The sequence below is a fragment of the Bacteroidota bacterium genome, assembly GCA_016721765.1.
In the GTDB taxonomy this organism is placed as follows: Bacteria; Bacteroidota; Bacteroidia; order UBA4408; family UBA4408; genus UBA4408.
Genome location: JADKHO010000002.1, coordinates 618671 through 636971, shown reverse-complemented (window position 1 = coordinate 636971; position 18301 = coordinate 618671). Strand labels below are relative to the sequence as shown.

The window sequence follows — 18301 nt, the reverse complement described above, 5'->3', positions numbered from 1 at the left end:
TGTTTTATTGTTTATCGTTTTTAAGAACTACTAAAGTATCATTTTTAAGTTTTGAACTGCTAATTAATTTCCCGTTTAAAAGGGGTGCTTTTATTCCGGTTCCCAAATTAGCAGGGGAGGTAAAAATCCGGGTTTCATTCCATAATCCTGCATCAATAAATGCTTGCAAGAGTTTAGCACCACCTTCCACAAATAACGATTGAATATTACGTTCCGCTAAAGCGCCGAGCACAAAATTCAATTCATTTAAGGTTTGTGGTAATAGCACATACTCTAAATTTGATATACTAGTTTTTTTTCTTTTTGTAAAAACTATACTAGCAACACTTTGATCAAAAAGGTTTAGACTTTTTTTAAGTTTATTTTCTCTATCAATAAGAACTCTAAGGGGATTTTTACCGGCAAAATTACGAACCGTTAAGGATGGATTGTCAAGCGCAGCAGTGGTTGTTCCTACTAAAATCGCAGCTTCTTCACTTCGCCATTTATGCACCAGTTGTTGGCTGTATGCATCGCTAATCGGCATATTGGGAATTGAAGCATCACCGATATAGCCATCAGTACTTTGTGCCCATTTTAGAATAACGTAGGGCTTTTTTTCTTTATTAAAGTAAAAAAACCGCTTGTTTAATTCTATGCATGCTTCTTCTAAAATGCCTGTTGTAACAGTTACTCCCGCATCTTTTAATTTTTTGATTCCCTTACCGGCAACAGCAGCGTTTGTATCAACAGCTCCAATAATTACATGGGGAATTTTGTGCTGTAATATCAAGTCTGTGCAGGGCGGTGTTTTTCCAAAATGATTGCAAGGTTCTAGGCTAACGTATAAGTTGGAAGCTGCTAAAAGATTTTTATTTTTTACTGAATTTATTGCATTTACTTCAGCATGTGCGGCCCCGAAATTTTGATGATAGCCTTCCCCGATTATTTTTCCTTGATGCAGTACTAATGCTCCAACCATTGGATTGGGAGCAACGCTTCCACGTCCATTACGCGCCAATTCAATGCAACGTTGCATAAAAAACTCGTGATTCATCTTAGGAAACACTCATTAATTTATTAACCGACCAAGCTTCAGCTTTAGAGGAGAAAAGAACTTTTGTTTTGTTCCATACCGAAATAAATAATTCCGAATTCCTGTATGCATTCAAATGTGCTTCGCTTTCCCAGCAACTATAGGTAAAGAAAATGGTCTTATCCGCAGTATCGTTTAGCAAATCGAGGTGTGTGCACCCTTCAAAATTTCGAATCAATTGTTTCGAAGCATTAAAAATTTGCTGAAATTCCTGAACAGAATCCGGCTCAAATGTCATTTTAACTATTCGTATGATCATCGAAAATTATTTTAATTTTTTCACCCCTTCCAAAATTTAACAAGGAGGCCGCATCCCCATAATTAATGGCTATCTCTAGAAATCCTTGAAAATTAAAAAGTGCAAGGGATTCGCCATTAATAACTTCTTCATAATGGGTACTTATTTCGCGAATGGTATAATTTTTAAAAGCTATTCGGAAAGGCCTGCTCTTGCCAATTTCTGCAAATAATTTTTGATCGATATCGGTAATAATATTTTTAAATTTATCGATATGTGTTACATAACCATCAATGGAATCAGCACTTGCAAATGGTTTTAAAAAATTTCGCTCATAAAAATTATCCAGTTTCTCACCCAAATCACTCATCTTGCCACCGTTCAGTAATTTACCTGCTGCTTTTACTGGTAAATCAAGTATTGAGATTGTTTTCAAGCGAGGGTTCTGATTCCCTTTTATGCTTACTAATTGCTGCGCAGGTTCATCAAATATGGCTGAAAACATTCCGGAATCTGAACCAATAAAAAAATGATTCTTGTATTGAGCAGCAATGTAACTATGCGTCTCCGATGAAAAAGGTGTAACTCCTATCAGGTGAATTGTTTTCTCAGGGAAAAAATAAAATGAGTTTTTGATAATATAAGCTGCTTTGTAAAAATCAAAAGAGGGAATATCGTGCGAAATATCTACAAGGTTAGCGGTAGGAGCAAGGTTCAGAATACTTCCTTTAAGTGCAGCAACATAATGATCTTGTGTTCCTAAATCGGTTGTAAGCGTGAGGATTGCCATACGGATGTTATTCTTCTGTCTTTGATTTTACTAAATTTGTGCTTTTCAAAAATACAAATATTATTGCATTGAACTATTCAACAAGTAAAGCAGGCGTGAGTGAAAAAGTAATAGAGTTTTCCGATATTAATCCATTAGACATCTTTGGTGTCAACGATTCTAAGCTCGATTTTATTCAAAGTAATTTTCCTAAATTAAAATTAATTGCACGCGGTAGTTCCCTAAAAGTACGGGGTGAGGAAACGGATGTGAGCCTTTTCGGAGATTTTTTCGAGGCTTTACTGGACCACTTTCAAAAATACCATGCTCTTGCCGAAAGTGATATCATGCGATTATTGGCCGGAATTTTACCCCATCAAAATGCAACTAATGGAGGGGCTAATGGAGAGGATATATTGGTATTTGGAAATGCCGGATTAGTTATTAAAGCCCGCACACCCAACCAAAAGCGATTGGTGCAAAGTGTTGAAAAAAACGACATGGTATTTGCGCTGGGCCCTGCCGGTACCGGTAAAACATATACTGCAGTTGCGCTTGCTGTGCGGGCCTTAAAAAATAAGGAAGTAAAAAAAATTGTACTCACGCGTCCAGCTGTGGAAGCAGGCGAAAATTTGGGTTTCCTTCCGGGAGATTTAAAAGAAAAACTGGATCCATACTTGCAACCTTTATACGATGCCTTGCGGGATATGATTCCTGCCGATAAATTAGCAGCAAATCTTGAAAATGGAATCATTCAAATTGCGCCGCTTGCTTTTATGCGCGGGCGAACACTTGATAATGCTTATGTGATTTTGGATGAGGCACAAAATGCCACACAAAGTCAAATGAAAATGTTTTTAACACGAATGGGGAATTCTGCCAAGTTTATTATTACCGGCGATATTTCGCAAGTTGATTTGCCAAAGAATCAGCCATCCGGATTGGTGCATGCCGCTAAACTGCTTTCGAATGTGAAAGGAATTGATTTTATTGAACTCGATTCAAGTGATGTAATCCGACATCGTTTGGTGAAAAGTATTATTGAAGCATATCACAAGGAGAATTAATTATTTATTTTGCAAACATGACTGCCATCACTGAAACTAATTTTAAACTTCCGGGGCAAACCCTATTTTATAAGGGCAAAGTGCGCGATGTGTATACGTTGGAAAATGGACTTTTGGTAATGGTGGCTTCCGATCGAATCTCCGCTTTTGACGTGGTGCTCCCTAAAGGCATTCCGCACAAAGGTCAAGTATTAAATCAAATTGCGGCGCACTTCTTACAAGCTACTGCCCACATTGTTCCCAACTGGGTTGTGGCGAGCCCCGATCCAATGGTTACTATAGGAAAACGTTGCGAACCATTTAAAGTTGAAATGGTTATTCGTGGCTACCTTGCAGGGCACGCAGCTCGCGAATATGCTGCCGGAAAGCGCATGTTGTGCGGGGTGGTTTTGCCAGAGGGCATGAAAGAAAACGATCCCTTTCCTCAAGCTATTATTACTCCTTCCACAAAGGCGGATGTTGGACACGATGAAGATATTTCTAAAGCCGATATTATTGCTAAAGGAATAGTAGCAAAGGAGGTTTATGAGCAACTTGAAAAATATACCCATCAGCTCTATCAAGCAGGAACCGAAATGGCAGCGGCAAGAGGCTTAATTTTAGTGGATACAAAGTATGAGTTTGGTTGGGCCGATGGAAAAATTTATTTAATGGATGAAATTCATACTCCCGATTCTTCACGCTATTTTATTAAAGACGGTTTTGAAGAGCGCCAGCAAAGGGGAGAAGCGCAAAAGCAATTATCGAAAGAATTTGTGCGCCAGTGGCTAATTCAAAATGGCTTTCAGGGTAAGGAAGGACAACAAGTACCTGAAATGTCGGAACAATGGGTGAATGAAATCAGCGAACGCTATATTGAGTTGTTTGAAAAAATTACCGGAAATAAATTTCAAAAGTTTGAATCCGAAAATGTGCCGGAACGCATCGAAAAAAATATTTTAAATTTCTTAGCAGCGTATAAATAGGCATGAAAAAATACCTGTTAATTAACGCTGTTTTATTCTTGTTTTATGTTCAAGCTATTGCGCAAGAAATAAAGCATTGTGCAGCTGTTGAAAAAATTGCTTTACTGCACGATGCCTCCACTTCTGAAACAAACTATAAATCAATTTATAAAACAAATTCTGCACAAAAAGTAGCAAAAAGAATATTGCTTGTGCCGGTGGTTGTGCATGTGCTTTATCGCACGCCGGCTCAAAATATTTCGGATGACTTAATACACTTGCAACTTTCCATATTAAATCGGGATTTTAGAAGGACCAATACTGATACATCCGAAACACCAGCTGCTTTTAAATCGATAGCGGCAGATTGTGAAATTGAATTTTGTCTGGCCAAGCAAGATCCCAATGGAAATGCAACAAACGGCATTATCCGTAAGGAAACAAGCCTGAACGAGATTGGAAATAGCGATAAGTTTTTTCAATCAGGTATGGGTGGAGACGATATTTGGGATAGAAATTCTTACCTAAATATTTGGGTCTGTGAGATTCAAACAAATGGCGGATTGCTAGGATTTTCTACAGTACCGATCTACAACCCTTTGCGGGATAGAGATGGTGTGGTGATTGATTACCGCTATTTTGGAAGAAGCAGCAACATTCATTTTAATAAAGGAAGAACTTGCACCCATGAAGTGGGACACTGGTTTGATTTATTTCACATTTGGGGCGATGATGGTGGATTGTGCATAGGCAGTGATTCGATTGCCGATACACCCAATCAAACAACCGAACATAGTGGCAAACCTGCATTTCCAAATTTAGATTCTTGTAGTTATGAATTTCCGGGTACTATGTATATGAATTACATGGATTACACCGATGACGGCTCTATGAACCTGTTTACCGAAGGACAAAAGCAACGCATGTGGACTGCAATTGAAACCACCTTTCGGGATTCCCTAAAAATATCTAAAGGATGTATTCCCACGAGCAGCGAAGGCAATGAGATTTTGGTTTATCCTAATCCTTCGTCTTCCGGATTTAAAATTTATTTTTATTTAAACAGCCCTGCAACCTATACATTAACTGTGCACGATATGCTTGGTAGAATTATCCAACAGCACACCTTGGAAAATGTGCAAGTGACTACCGAATTGCTTGATTTAGCTGCTTATGCCAATGGTGTTTATATTTTACAAATTGATTCGGCTGACAAGCAGCTTGTAAAAAAACTGATAAAAAACTAAGTTCACAGGATACTGATTAAGAAAATATGCTCTATCCCATTCTTAAATTTATAATGAAAACAGCAACTCGAATTTTCTTCAAGGAAATTCGAATAAGTGGTTTGGAAAATATTCCAAAGGATAAGCCCATTATTATTGCAGCCAATCACAACAGTGCATTTATGGATGCAATAGTTACAGCTGTATTTATAGAGCCACAAATTTATTTTTTAACACGCTCCGATGTTTTTAATACACCTTTAAAAAGATGGATATTAAAAAAAATGAATCTCATTCCTATTTATCGCTTGCAGGAAGGAGCAGGAAATTTGCATAAAAACGAACAGACTTTTGAAGATTGTTATAAATTGCTCGCACAAAAAAAATCGTTACTCATTTTTTCAGAAGGCATTTGTATTCAAGAAAAGCGCCTTCAAAAATTAAAAAAGGGAACAGCTCGCATTGCTTTCGGTGCGCAACTTTACAATGATTTTAAATTGGATTTGCAAGTTCTACCATTGGGTATAAATTATACAAAACCGGCTCAATTTAGAAGTAATTTGTATTTAAAATTTGCTCCACCCATTCATGTAAATTCTTACAACGAACTATTTAAGGAAGACGAAAATAAAGCTTTTACTGCTTTTACACGCGATTTGGAAAAGCAAATGGGGGAACAAATCGTGAACCTTAAAAACAAAAATACCGATGAGCTCTATGATCAGCTGGTAGAAATTTATTTGCCGGAAGTGTTTGGGAAATTAAAATTGAATAGCGCAAACAAGGAGCATTATTTTTATGTTTTGCGCGGTATGGGCGAAGCATTAAATGAAATGTATGAAACTTCTCCAACCACCTGTGACAACCTGAAGGTTTTAACGGCTTCTTATTGGAAGGGATTGTCGGAGATTAAATTAAAAGATAAGGTAATAAAAAAGGGGGCAACTTCATTTGTTACTTTTGCGATGAAATGTGCGCTTGCAGTATTACTTTTTCCAATTCATTTAGTTTCTCTTGTTTTTAATTATTGGCCTTATAAGTTGTCTTTTCAAATCGCTCAAAAAACATGCAAGCACGTTGAGTTTGTGGCTTCAGTAATTATTGGCACCGCTGCATTTATGTATTTAATTTCATTTGTGGTGTGGGGTGCCATTGGTGCTTATTTTTTACCAACGTTGAGTAGCAAAATTGGAATTATTTTCGTGCTTCCGTTATTGGGATTTTTTAGTCTGCATTTCAATAGTTTTTTGAAAAATCTCGCTTTGGAAATAAATGGGATTCAAAATAAAGAAGCCTGCGCAAAATTAAAGCAACAGCGCAAGCATTTGATAGAACAATTAGAAGAATCGCTGCTCCCAAAAATAAAAAACCGCAACACATTACATGCTGCGGCTCTTAGGTAGGTTCTTCAATTTTTTAAACCGTTATTTTTACAATTTCACTCATCTTACCCACTTCGCGATCGTCATCAAAAAATATTATTTGATATTCACGTTCTTCCGATAAACTGCTATCTAACTTGGGTCGGTTATCCATGTATGGCGAAAAGGTGTCTAAGGCTAGAAACTTAAAATCTTTTTCAAATCCTCTTCGGCTATAAATTTTTGCCGGTAATTTAAAATTGTTTGCAAAATTTATCGCAACATTAAATCCGGTATGCATCAATTTTATTTCAGGTTTTAATTCTGAATATTCGGGTTTTGGTGCAGATTCTGGTTTTAATTGTGTTTTATTTTCTGCTAACGAAAAAGTATTTTCTTTTTTTATGCGTTGCTTGGGTTGCTCAGCCGGTACTTCAGCATGGTAATCGGATTTTGAAGCGGTGTTTGCATCTGCAACCGGAGCGGCAATAAAATTTACGAGTGAGGCAGGTTTGTGTGAGGCTGGACTGAATAATTTAAAAAAAGTTTGTTCAAGTAGTGACTGAACTCCAATTTTTGGATGCGATAAATGCTTAGCCATGTTGTGTGTTTTTTAGAAGTGTTAATTTCTTGTTCTGACTTTTCTACGCATTCATCTTTGCAAAGGTTACATTCATGGGAGTTATTTTTAAGGTAAAGATAAACTTTTTTAGAAGTACTTGTATTTCTTCACATTGGATGGTTATTAATTTAAGTTACAGTTATCGAAATTAATTTTGACACAGCAAAATTTTGAATAAATTTGTGTACATTAATAGCGCTATATACTTTTTAACCCAAAAAAATACCCTTATTAATCCATGAAAAAAATATTATTGTTTTTGGCTTTGCTGGCAGTATCGTCTCAAAGCCTTTATGCATCTCACATTAAAGGAGGTGAAATTACCTGGGATTGTATTAAAGCAGGTCAACCTAACGCAGGGAAATACATTTTTTATTTGCGGCTTTACAGAGATTGTAAAGGAATAGGATTTAGTGTTACCGGGCAAACAATTCAAGTGTTTAACCATCCACTAGTAACTACCATTCCGCTAAATTTTGTATTTCCATCAAACGATATTTCGCCCACGTGTAATGTTTATCCCGGAATGCCGGCCAATTTGGAACCCGCCTGATTGTGGAACGATTTTGCCGGCCGGAAATTTCCCTTCATATGGTACAACAAAAAATGGTGCTGTTGAAGAATTGATTTTTAAAAGTAATCCAACAACGCTTTCGGGAATACCAGGAGCAAATGGTTGGGTTTTTACGTGGGATGATTGTTGTCGAAATGCTGCAATTGTGAATTTGCTGGTTCCCCAAGAAGGGTTTACTCTTCGTGCTAAAATGTTCCGAACTAATAATGCCAATGGTACTGGTAAGAACATGAATCCTTGCTTCGATAATTCTCCACGATTTTCTGAAAAACCCGCCTCAGTTCTTGCGGCCGGTTATTTAAATTCATACAGTCCAAATGCATTTGATCCCGAATTGGATTCCTTGGTATATACATGGGCAAATCCTTTGGATGAATTTGAAGTAGGTGCGGTTTGGGGTCCTGGATCTCCAGACACTTTGCTATTTTCAGGTGGAATGTCAAAAAATAGCCCTTTCCCACAACCCTCGCTAGCATTTCCCAATAATGTGCCGGCTAGCTTAGATCCTATTACTGGAACTATTGTATATCGCTGCGATCAACCTGGAGATTATGTGAACGTGAATTGTGTAACCGCCTATAAATGTGGGAACAAAGTAGCCGAAATCTTCCGCGATATGCAGGTATCGGTATTTATAGGAACTGCGAACTTACCACCCAATGTGCTGTTACCTTTTTCAAATCATACTAGTTCAGATACCACTGTTACAGCCGGTGATTTAATTAGCTTTGATTTATTTGCATCGGATAATGATACGTTGGGCGATGGAAGTCCTCAAACCATTTCCATGTCGGCTTCCGGAGGCCAGTTTGATACAACTTCTTATGATACAGCCTCAACCAATTGCAATAAACCGCCTTGTGCAGGAATAAGCCCCTCCATGCCGCTTGTGAACCCTTCAGTTTTGAATGGAAAGTTTGTTTGGCAAACAGAATGTAATCACTTATCCTATTTAACAACCTGTTATAGCTACTCCAATACCTATACCTTTCAATTTATTTTTGCAGATGATAACTGTCCTGCGCCGGCAAAAAAATCTATAACAGCTACTATTCACGTGCTCAACCGGCCTCCTATTGATGCGAGTAAGTTTGTTTGCACCAAAGTGGCACCGAATGGTGATGTAACCCTCAATTGGATACCTCCAATCGATTCCTTGCACTCTTTTGATTCTTACCATATATATGGTTCAGTGCTTAAAAATGGTCCTTATACCGACTTGGACAGTATTGATACGCTATCCGTTAATACGACAACAATCGTTGGAGCAAATGCAACTACTAACCCGGTTTATTATTTTGTTCAAACGCGTTCTACCTGCAATGGGAAGGTAAGAGTTAATTCGGATACTTTGCGCACCATATTGACAAGTGTTACAAATAGTGGAAACAACAATGCCTCCATCGTATGGAACGCTCCACATAAGCCATTAGCTGCCTCCACCACAAGCCCCTATAAAATTTACAGAAAAGTAAATGGCATTTGGACAGCTGCACCGATAGCACTCACCACCGATACTTTTTATGTGGATACAATAGCAGTTTGTAATGAACTGGTTGAATATCGAGTTGAGTTAGAAGATGCTAATTGTACAACTGTTTCATCTATTGGTTCCGATAACTTTTCGGATACCGTTGTTCCGGATATCCCCCAACTAATTGTTGCCTCGGTGAATTTCACAAACGATTTAGCTACTTTATCCTGGCATCCCACATATTTAAAGGATACAAAAGGTTATTATGTGTACCAATACATTGGAGGGACGTATAATGTTATAGATACGCTAATTGGAATAAACGATACCACTTATACTTTTCTTGCTAGCACTGCCGGTATCGCTCCCGAAAGTTTTGCCATCGCTGCTTTCGATAGCTGTTCTAATACAAGTCCGATTGGAAATTATTTTACAACCAGCAACCTAACCGTGTTCGGCGACTTATGTAATGGTTCAAACAACTTAACTTGGACGCCTTACACTGATTTTGTGAACGGATTAAGCGGATATAATGTATATGTAAGTGTAAATTCGTCACCTTATAGCTTTTTAGCAACAGTAAATCCTAGTTTGAACGAATATATTCACGCCAATGTAGTTAATGGAACACAGTATGATTATTATGTTTCGGCGAATGATGCAGGTTCCAATTATCGCGCAACTACAAATCATGTTTCGCAGTTGGCTACCGTGCTAAAATTACCACAATTTACCTATGTGAGATATGCCTCAGTAACAACAAACGAAAAAATTGATTTGGCATTTATTGCGGATACTTCTGCGATTGTAAGACAATACAATGTATATCGTGCTGAGAACATTAATGGTCCTTATAATTTAATTGGTAGTGTTCCTTACGATACGAATTATACGCATTATTATAGCGATGTTACAGCCTTGCCTAGCGAAAGAAGCTATTTCTACAAGGTTATTTCAGTTGATGATTGTAATACTGAGCGAGCGCCTTCAAACGTAAGTAAGACTATTTTATTGAAGGCGGATGAAAATTTAGATATGGTGAACTTAATTATTTGGAGCGATTACAGAGGTTGGCCAAATGGGGTAAATGATGTGAAACTTTACCGTTATGTAGATGGCAACAAAAATTTAGAACCTATTGCTTTAGTTCCATTTACTACCAATCGCTTTCAGGACGATGTAAGTACTTATGCTTCTTATAATGGGGAGTTTTGTTATTCGGTTATCGCAAGAGAAGCCGCTGGAAATCCTTATAATTATGCTGATTCTGCCCAATCAAATATTATGTGTTTTGATCAGCAATCTACTATGTATATTCCCAATGCATTTTCTCCAACCGGTGCGAATCCTATTTTTAAACCCCATACTGTTTTTGTAAATACCGAAGGCTATTTGCTTCGTATTTTTAACAAATGGGGAAATATGCTATTTGAAACAACTAATCCGGATAAAGGCTGGGATGGTAAGGTTAATGGCGAACTTGTGCCGGATGGAGTTTATATTTACGTTATGAAATACCAAAATTCTGCCGGAGCGCCTAACGAACGACGTGGAGCACTAACCATAGTGAGATAATAAATTAAAATCAACTAAAGGGGTCTGGGAATTTATTTTTCAGGCCCTTTTTTGTTTGTCCGATGTGGTGTTAAGCAAAGCCTGCAACCATTGTAATTCTTTGAGTTAATTTCTGTTAATTCATAAACTGCTGCTATCTTCCATTAGGCTAATCGTTCAAATTTCCTATTTTTGTTCACTTTTTAAAAAAATCGCATTTTTCTAAGCAACAAATGACAGGCAAGATAATCGGCGAAGGCCTTACCTACGATGATGTTTTATTAATTCCTGCCTACTCTGAAGTGCATCCGAAGGATGTGAATATTGCTTCACGCTTTACAAAAAAAATATCCTTGAATACTCCCATTATTTCGGCGGCAATGGATACGGTTACCGAATTTGAGATGGCAATTGCTATTGCGCAAGAAGGTGGTTTAGGTGTACTTCATAAAAATATGAGTATAGCCGCACAGGCTGAGCAAGTTCGAAAAGTGAAACGGTCCGAAAGTGGAATGATACTGGATCCAATCACTTTAAATATTAATGCCAAAGTAGGTGATGCCTTTCAAATAATTAAGGATAATAAAATTGGAGGCATTCCCGTAGTTTCCGAAAAAAATGAACTGTTGGGGATTATTACCAATCGTGATTTGCGCTTCGAAAAAAATATGAGCCTTCCGGTGCGGGAAGTCATGACATCCAAAAATATCATTACCACCCAAAACGGGAAAGATTTAATTAAAGCTGAAAACACCCTCCGGAAATTTAAAATAGAAAAGCTTCCGGTAGTTGATAAAAACAATAAACTGGTTGGCTTAATCACTTATAAGGACATTACCAAAACACGCATCCGACCTAATGCATGTAAGGATGAGTTTGGTCGCTTGCGCGTGGCAGCGGCAGTAGGTGTTACCGCCGATACTATGGAAAGGGTGAGTGCACTCGTAAAAGCCGGGGTGGATGCAATTGTTATAGATACCGCCCACGGGCATTCTAAAGGCGTGATTGATACTTTAAAAAAGGTTAAGAAGAGCTTTCCTAAATTAGAAGTTGTTGTAGGAAATATAGCCACTGCTGAAGCGGCAATTGCATTAGCCAATGCAGGTGCAGATGCGGTTAAAGTAGGAATAGGGCCGGGTTCTATTTGCACCACACGTGTTATTGCCGGTGTAGGTGTTCCACAGTTGACAGCAATATTTGAAACAGCACAAGCTTTAAAGAAAAAAAATATTCCGGTAATTGCAGATGGGGGTATTCGATACACCGGTGATATTGTTAAAGCGATAGCAGCGGGTGCAAGCTCTATTATGGCAGGATCCTTTTTTGCCGGTGTGGAGGAGTCTCCGGGAGAAACTATTATATTTGAAGGGCGAAAATTTAAAGCCTACAGAGGAATGGGTTCGATAGAAGCCATGCAAAGTGGGAGTAAGGACAGGTATTTTCAGGAAGATGAGCACGACTTTAAGAAACTGGTTCCGGAAGGAATTTCAGGGAGGGTACCTTACAAAGGGCAATTAAAGGAAGTGATGCACCAATTTATTGGCGGATTAAAAGCAGGAATGGGATATTGTGGTGCAACGAACATTACCGCTTTACAAAAGGCTAAATTTATAAAGATTACCAGTGCTGGCGTAAAAGAAAGTCACCCGCACGATGTTATTATTACTAGAGAAGCTCCTAATTATAGCAGATAAATAAATCAAAAATCAATTAACTAAATGAATATGAAAATGAACAGCGTAAAAGGTTTTTTAGCAACAGTGTTAATAGCATCTACTTTTGCTACTGTTGCGCAGGATAAAGACCCTGTTTTAATGACTATTGCGGGAAAAAATATTACCCGATCCGAATTTCAATCCATTTACAATAAAAACAATCCAAAAAATTCGGAAGCCGATTCCAAGTCAATTGATGATTATGTTCAGTTGTTTGTTAATTTTAAATTGAAGGTAAAAGAAGCTGAGGAAATGGGCTTGGATACCACCAAAGATTTTAAAAATGAGTTGGAAGGATACCGCAAGCAATTAGCGCAACCTTATTTAACTGATAACGATGTGAATGATCAACTCTTGCGTGAAGCGTATGAGCGTTCTAAAACGGATGTGCGTGCAAGCCATATATTGATAAAACTCGACCAAAATGCTTTACCAAAAGATACCATAAAAGCCTACAACCAAATAATGGCAATCAGAAGTCGCATTTTAAAAGGAGAAGATTTTGGTAAATTGGCGCGTGAGAACTCACAAGACCCTTCCGCAAAAGACAATGCCGGAGATTTGGGATATTTTACTTCTATGCAAATGGTTTACCCATTCGAATCTATGGCATATACCACCAAGCCGGGTGAAGTTTCGATGCCGGTGCGCACTCGATTTGGTTACCACTTAATTAAAGTGTTGGATAAGCGTCCTGCTCAAGGTCAAATTATGGCAGAGCACATTATGGTTAAAACTTCCAGAGGGCAAGCAGCTCAGGATTCTATCGCTGCCAAGCAAAAAATTGATGAGATTTATGCAAAGATCAAAGCAGGAGAGAACTTTGAAGATTTAGCCAGACAACAATCAGATGATAAAGGTTCGGCAAAAGAAGGTGGAAAACTACCTTTATTTGGTACCGGAAGAATGGTAATGGAGTTTGAAAAGGCTGCCTTTGCACTTCAAAATGATGGGGATTATTCAGAGCCGGTGAAAACACAATACGGCTGGCACATTATTAAACGCTTAGAGAAAAAAGCAATTCCAACTTTTGAAGAAAGTAAAGCTGATTTGAAAAGTAAAGTTACTAAGGATTCAAGAGCACAAAAAAGTAAAGAAAGTTTGGTGGCACGTATAAAAAAGGAGAATAATTTTAAAGAAAATACCAAAGCACGCGACGAGTTTAATTCCTTAATTGATACTACTTATTTTGAAGGTACTTGGAGCAAAGACAAAGCTGCAAAACTTACCAAAGAATTGTTTTCATTGGCGGATAAAAAATATACTCAGGTTGATTTTGCCAACTACTTAGAAAATCATCAAACAAAACGGCCAAAAATTGATGGCGGTGTGCTGGTAAAATCAGTATACGATCAATTTGTTAGCGAAAGCTGTATAGCATATCAAGAAAGTGTTTTAGATAAAAAATATCCTGATTTTAAAGCGTTAATGCAGGAATATCGCGATGGGATTCTTTTATTTGATTTGACCGATAAAAAAGTATGGGGTAAAGCGGTGAAGGATACTGCCGGTATTGAGGAATTTTATCAAAAGAATAAGGGAAATTACATGTGGGAGCAACGTGTGGATGCAAATATATATACCTGTGCAGATGCTAAAATTGCAGAGCAAGTGCGTAAATTAATCAAGAAACAAGAAAAAGCGAATTTTTCAAACGATTCACTTATGGCGATGGTGAACAAAAATTCTCAATTAAATTTGAGAATCGACAATGGGAAATTTGTGAAAAATGAAAATGAATTTATTGATAAAGTGCAATGGGTAGAAGGTTTGTCAGAAAATATTTCTAAAAATAACCAAATCGTTTTTGTAAGAATCAACAAGGTACTTCAACCGGATGTTAAGAAATTGAATGAAGCAAGAGGTTTAGTTACATCCGATTATCAAAATTATTTGGAGAAAGAATGGATTCAAAGCTTACGCCAAAAATACCCAGTGAGCATTGACCGAGCAGTACTTGGAACAGTAAAATAAGTACTAGTAAATTATTGTCAAAGCCGTCTTAGTTGAAAAGCTGAGGCGGCTTTTTTATTGAAATTTTTAAAAGTGAAAATATCCTCTGAACCGTAAAATTTGCATTGCTATGAGTTTATATCTTAAATAAACCGCAAAGGAAGCTAAGAAGGCGTTTAGGTCGCTAATTTTCAAATTTGCATTGGTTAGAAACCATTATGTGTAAATGAAATCGCTTAGGCGATGCGGTCGCAAAGATTAAATTAGTTAAGTCTGCAAGAATGCTGGAGTTAAATAAAACCGAATTGGGTTTAGAAGGCTTTGAAGAAAAAGTTCTTGGTAACTTATTTAGTTGTGTTTTATGAAACTTTATCTCTTCGAATTAGCAAAGAAATTATTGCTGAAATAACGGTTCCAAAAAGGATATTAAAGGGGATAATTAAAATAACGCCTTGTAGAATTCTGATCAAACTTTTTGAATTTTCAATTTCTTGCGGCGTGGCATTGGGATTTTGCTGAATTAAAAAGTCGGTATTTACAAAAGCATAATTAATGAAAGTAAAAACTCCTAATGCAATTGCATAATATACTGATGTAAGCACACCTGTGCGCATGGAAGTTTTAAAATCGATGACTCCGCCCAATTCTTTTTCACGAACTGTCCACATCGAAAGTGCAATAAAAGCGAAGTAAATCAGGTAACCGATAATGCCTGCGAAAGAGGCCACACCTGGGGTTTTTATTTCAAGAAAATGTTCACTTATTAACCAAATTCCGGCAAGAATTCCAGCCAGTAATCCGTATTTAGTTGGAGTTTTCATCTGCACCAAAACAACAGTTCGTTTAACCGTTCATTGAGATTAAAAATTCCTCGTTGCTGAGGGTGTTTTTCATTTGATTGCGCAAGAATTCCATTGCTTCTAATGGAGTCATATCTGCTAAGTGATTACGCAAAATCCATACCCGTTGCAGTGTTTCTTTATCCACCAATAAATCATCTCTACGTGTGCTTGACGCCACAATGTCGATAGCCGGGAACATTCGTTTGTTACTAATTTTGCGATCGAGTTGTAGCTCAGAATTACCGGTACCTTTAAATTCCTCAAAAATTACCTCATCCATTTTAGAACCTGTTTCGGTAAGTGCAGTTGCAATTATCGTAAGCGATCCCCCATTTTCAATTTTTCGAGCTGAACCAAAAAAGCGTTTCGGTTTATGTAGCGCATTGGCATCCACACCACCCGACAAAACCTTACCTGATGCAGGTTGTACCGTATTGTAAGCACGTGCCAAGCGGGTAATGGAATCGAGCAATATCACCACATCGTGGCCGCATTCCACCATGCGTTTTGCTTTTTCTAAAACGATGTTGGCAATTTTAACGTGGCGATCAGCAGGTTCATCAAAAGTACTCGCAATAACTTCTGCTTTTACACTACGCGCCATATCGGTAACCTCTTCTGGGCGTTCATCAATCAATAAAATAATTAAATACGCTTCGGGGTGATTGCCTGCAATGGCATTTGCAATATCTTTTAGTAATACTGTTTTACCGGTTTTAGGTTGCGCAACAATCAGCGCACGTTGTCCTTTACCAATAGGTGTAACTAAATCAAATATGCGTGAACTCATATTCGACTGAGCATGTCCGGTAAGTTTAAATTTTTCGAACGGGAAAAGCGGGGTGAGGTATTCGAAAGGCACACGATCGCGCACATAAGAAGGCTCGCGGCCATTTATTTTCTCTACTTTTATTAAAGGAAAATATTTTTCACCTTCTTTTGGCGGACGGATGCTTCCGCGCACAGTATCACCTGTTTTTAAACCAAATAATTTTATTTGAGATTGAGAAACATAAATATCATCCGGAGAGTTTAAATAATTATAGTCAGACGAACGAAGAAAGCCATATCCATCGGGCATAATTTCGAGCACGCCTTCGCTAATAACGATTCCATCAAAGTTATATTGATTTTCAATTCTTTTTTCGGGGCGTTGGCGATTAAAATTATCACGTGGGCGCTCGTCCATTTGATTTTGAAAATCCTTTGTTTCTGTTTCTTGACGTTGGGCTGGCTCAGGTGCTGCTACAGTTTCTGTGGGGATATTTATTACCGGCTCCGTTGCAACAATTGCAGGTGGTTCAAATGCAGGAACAGGTATATTTTCGGGTTCAACTTTTGGAGCAATTGGTTCTGTAAATAGTGTTGCGCTGGCATCATTTTGAATAGTTTCCTTATCCACTGGAGCGCTAACTTCTTTTATCTTGCGAGGTCTTCCGGTGCGCGGTTTTGGCTCCTTTTTGGTTTCAGTGGCAGCAGCCCTAGGCTCCATTCCGCTATTGCCTTGCTTTTCAATGATTGCAAATATCAAATCTTGCTTGGTAAGAGAATCACTGTTTTCAACAGCTAAATTAGCTGCAATAGCTTTGAGCTCGTCAACAAGCTTACTATTCAATTCAATAACATCGTACATAATAAAAATTTTAAAAAATAAGTTGGGGAATTAGCGTGGAAATTCTAAAACAGGAATTTGCTTAATGAGAAATATGTAGTTAATACGTAAAATAATTTGGGACTGGATGAAAATTAGTTCGGAAAGGCTGAACTGAAATGTGTTGCAATATTACAATTATTTTAATTACAAAGAAAATATTTTTTGGGCCAATTGCTGGATAGGAGTATAATCGCTTTGATTTTTATCTTTGTAATCTTTACTAAATTAAATAACCCTATGTTACAACGTATCCAAACCCTTTATTTACTTGGTGTATTTATATGTGCTCTAGTTCTGTTCTTTACCCCCCTTGCTTCTGTTACCACTTCAGGTAATAGCTATCAATTCGCTATTGCAGGATTTGATATGGTAGGCAATGGAATTCAGAAACGGATTGTTTCAACTTTGGCATTGGTTGTATTAAATGCACTTGTTTGTGGTATTTCTTTCTTGGCAATTTTTACATTTAAAAATAGATTGAAACAAATTTTAATTGCTCGAATTGGCTTACTAATGCTTGTTTTGTTGGTTGCTTCACTATTTTATTATTTCGAGAATGCACTTGCCGTTATTGGAGATTTAGATAAATTAAATTCAGCAAATGGACAGGAGGTAAATTATTCGGTGGCTGCAAGCTTACCACTGCTTGCTATAGTATTAATAATTTTGGCAATTCGAGCCATAAATCAAGATGAGGAATTGGTGCGCTCTGCGGATCGCATTCGTTAATTATTTTAAACCAAGTTCAATAACTTCCAAGTCGCTAATTTTTTCTTTATCGATAACAAAGCGCAAAATGGTTTTCATTTTATGGAATCCCTGAATACCGCATGCGCCCGGATTCATGTGCAATAAGTTTAGTTTCTTATCGTACATTACTTTCAATATATGTGAGTGTCCGCAAATGAATAATTTAGGAGGCTTCGTTTCCAGTTCCAGACGAACAGCAGGGGAGTAATGCCCGGGATAACCGCCAATGTGTGTCATCCAAACATCCACATTTTCGCAAAAAAATCGCTGATGTAAGGGATGTACTTTTCGAACATCTTGTCCATCAATATTTCCATACACCGCTTTGAGGGGTTTTAGTTTTTCCAACTCGTCTGCAATCGCAATAGTCCCAATATCTCCGGCATGCCATATTTCGTCAACAGTTTCGAGGTATTTAATTAATTTAGGGTCGAGGTAACCATGCGTATCCGAAAGGAGGGCTATTTTTTTCAATTCGAATTA

General features: G+C 37.6%; 16 protein-coding genes. 9 read left to right on the top strand and 7 right to left on the bottom strand.

The window, feature by feature from the left end; all coding sequences use genetic code 11:
- Positions 1-4: 4 nt before the first annotated feature.
- The 3 genes from ribD to IPP32_10990 are packed head-to-tail and all read right to left on the bottom strand — an operon-like array spanning position 5 to position 2103.
- Positions 5-1036, bottom strand: coding sequence for a bifunctional diaminohydroxyphosphoribosylaminopyrimidine deaminase/5-amino-6-(5-phosphoribosylamino)uracil reductase RibD (gene ribD / locus IPP32_11000; GenBank protein MBL0048608.1), 1032 nt, complete (start codon positions 1034-1036; stop codon positions 5-7).
- Position 1037: 1 nt separating this feature from the next.
- The gene (locus tag IPP32_10995; GenBank protein MBL0048607.1) at positions 1038-1334 is read right to left on the bottom strand and encodes an antibiotic biosynthesis monooxygenase; all 297 of its coding nucleotides are present in this window, start codon (positions 1332-1334) and stop codon (positions 1038-1040) included.
- Complete coding sequence (locus IPP32_10990; protein MBL0048606.1) at positions 1315-2103, bottom strand: SAM-dependent chlorinase/fluorinase; 789 nt, start codon at positions 2101-2103, stop codon at positions 1315-1317. The genes IPP32_10995 and IPP32_10990 overlap by 20 nt, the downstream gene beginning before the upstream one ends.
- A gap of 95 nt (positions 2104-2198) precedes the next feature.
- Here IPP32_10990 and IPP32_10985 point away from each other — a divergent pair, with 95 nt between their 5' ends.
- From IPP32_10985 to IPP32_10970, 4 genes are read left to right on the top strand one after another with little or no spacing between them, the layout of a single operon-like run.
- Positions 2199-3149 carry a PhoH family protein gene (locus tag IPP32_10985; GenBank protein MBL0048605.1) on the top strand — a complete coding sequence of 317 codons (951 nt, stop codon included), beginning with the start codon at positions 2199-2201 and terminating at the stop codon, positions 3147-3149.
- Positions 3150-3166: 17 nt separating this feature from the next.
- On the top strand, positions 3167-4114 hold the full coding sequence (locus IPP32_10980) for a phosphoribosylaminoimidazolesuccinocarboxamide synthase (GenBank protein ID MBL0048604.1): 948 nt from the start codon (positions 3167-3169) through the stop codon (positions 4112-4114).
- A 2-nt stretch (positions 4115-4116) separates the two neighbouring features.
- Positions 4117-5340 (top strand): T9SS type A sorting domain-containing protein, encoded by a 1224-nt coding sequence (locus IPP32_10975; GenBank protein MBL0048603.1) that lies wholly within the window; start codon positions 4117-4119, stop codon positions 5338-5340.
- A 53-nt stretch (positions 5341-5393) separates the two neighbouring features.
- Positions 5394-6722 (top strand): 1-acyl-sn-glycerol-3-phosphate acyltransferase, encoded by a 1329-nt coding sequence (locus tag IPP32_10970; protein MBL0048602.1) that lies wholly within the window; start codon positions 5394-5396, stop codon positions 6720-6722.
- 13 nt (positions 6723-6735) lie between these two features.
- Here the strand turns inward: IPP32_10970 and IPP32_10965 are convergent, their stop codons facing one another.
- On the bottom strand, positions 6736-7281 hold the full coding sequence (locus tag IPP32_10965) for a hypothetical protein (protein MBL0048601.1): 546 nt from the start codon (positions 7279-7281) through the stop codon (positions 6736-6738).
- Positions 7282-7540: 259 nt separating this feature from the next.
- Here IPP32_10965 and IPP32_10960 point away from each other — a divergent pair, with 259 nt between their 5' ends.
- The 4 genes from IPP32_10960 to IPP32_10945 all read left to right on the top strand — a co-directional run bounded on the left by IPP32_10960 (position 7541) and on the right by IPP32_10945 (position 14593).
- The gene (locus tag IPP32_10960) at positions 7541-7855 is read left to right on the top strand and encodes a hypothetical protein (GenBank protein MBL0048600.1); all 315 of its coding nucleotides are present in this window, start codon (positions 7541-7543) and stop codon (positions 7853-7855) included.
- The gene (locus IPP32_10955; protein ID MBL0048599.1) at positions 7815-10925 is read left to right on the top strand and encodes a gliding motility-associated C-terminal domain-containing protein; all 3111 of its coding nucleotides are present in this window, start codon (positions 7815-7817) and stop codon (positions 10923-10925) included. Before IPP32_10960 ends, IPP32_10955 begins: the two co-directional genes overlap by 41 nt.
- A gap of 212 nt (positions 10926-11137) precedes the next feature.
- The gene (gene guaB / locus IPP32_10950; GenBank protein MBL0048598.1) at positions 11138-12598 is read left to right on the top strand and encodes an IMP dehydrogenase; all 1461 of its coding nucleotides are present in this window, start codon (positions 11138-11140) and stop codon (positions 12596-12598) included.
- Between the two features lie 36 nt (positions 12599-12634).
- Complete coding sequence (locus IPP32_10945) at positions 12635-14593, top strand: peptidylprolyl isomerase (GenBank protein MBL0048597.1); 1959 nt, start codon at positions 12635-12637, stop codon at positions 14591-14593.
- A 338-nt stretch (positions 14594-14931) separates the two neighbouring features.
- Here IPP32_10945 and IPP32_10940 read toward each other — a convergent pair whose 3' ends face one another.
- A complete protein-coding gene (locus tag IPP32_10940; GenBank protein ID MBL0048596.1) occupies positions 14932-15393 on the bottom strand; it encodes a DUF4199 domain-containing protein in 462 nt (153 codons plus the stop codon).
- A 22-nt stretch (positions 15394-15415) separates the two neighbouring features.
- Complete coding sequence (gene rho / locus IPP32_10935; protein MBL0048595.1) at positions 15416-17047, bottom strand: transcription termination factor Rho; 1632 nt, start codon at positions 17045-17047, stop codon at positions 15416-15418.
- A gap of 258 nt (positions 17048-17305) precedes the next feature.
- Here rho and IPP32_10930 point away from each other — a divergent pair, with 258 nt between their 5' ends.
- Complete coding sequence (locus IPP32_10930) at positions 17306-17797, top strand: DUF4293 domain-containing protein (protein MBL0048594.1); 492 nt, start codon at positions 17306-17308, stop codon at positions 17795-17797.
- Here the strand turns inward: IPP32_10930 and IPP32_10925 are convergent, their stop codons facing one another.
- Entirely contained in the window at positions 17798-18292 is a 495-nt protein-coding gene (locus IPP32_10925; GenBank protein MBL0048593.1) for a metallophosphoesterase family protein, read from the bottom strand.
- Positions 18293-18301: the final 9 nt, after the last annotated feature.

Coding starts and splice junctions, on each gene's coding strand:
- IPP32_10945 (MBL0048597.1), top strand. CDS start 12,635: ATGAACAGCGTAAAAGGTTTTTTAGCAACAGTGTTAATAGCATCTACT.
- IPP32_10980 (MBL0048604.1), top strand. CDS start 3,167: ATGACTGCCATCACTGAAACTAATTTTAAACTTCCGGGGCAAACCCTA.
- IPP32_10970 (MBL0048602.1), top strand. CDS start 5,394: ATGAAAACAGCAACTCGAATTTTCTTCAAGGAAATTCGAATAAGTGGT.
- IPP32_10990 (MBL0048606.1), bottom strand. CDS start 2,103: ATGGCAATCCTCACGCTTACAACCGATTTAGGAACACAAGATCATTAT.
- IPP32_10940 (MBL0048596.1), bottom strand. CDS start 15,393: ATGAAAACTCCAACTAAATACGGATTACTGGCTGGAATTCTTGCCGGA.
- IPP32_10975 (MBL0048603.1), top strand. CDS start 4,117: ATGAAAAAATACCTGTTAATTAACGCTGTTTTATTCTTGTTTTATGTT.
- IPP32_10955 (MBL0048599.1), top strand. CDS start 7,815: ATGTTTATCCCGGAATGCCGGCCAATTTGGAACCCGCCTGATTGTGGA.
- IPP32_10960 (MBL0048600.1), top strand. CDS start 7,541: ATGAAAAAAATATTATTGTTTTTGGCTTTGCTGGCAGTATCGTCTCAA.
- IPP32_10965 (MBL0048601.1), bottom strand. CDS start 7,281: ATGGCTAAGCATTTATCGCATCCAAAAATTGGAGTTCAGTCACTACTT.
- IPP32_10930 (MBL0048594.1), top strand. CDS start 17,306: ATGTTACAACGTATCCAAACCCTTTATTTACTTGGTGTATTTATATGT.
- guaB (MBL0048598.1), top strand. CDS start 11,138: ATGACAGGCAAGATAATCGGCGAAGGCCTTACCTACGATGATGTTTTA.
- IPP32_10995 (MBL0048607.1), bottom strand. CDS start 1,334: ATGATCATACGAATAGTTAAAATGACATTTGAGCCGGATTCTGTTCAG.
- ribD (MBL0048608.1), bottom strand. CDS start 1,036: ATGAATCACGAGTTTTTTATGCAACGTTGCATTGAATTGGCGCGTAAT.
- rho (MBL0048595.1), bottom strand. CDS start 17,047: ATGTACGATGTTATTGAATTGAATAGTAAGCTTGTTGACGAGCTCAAA.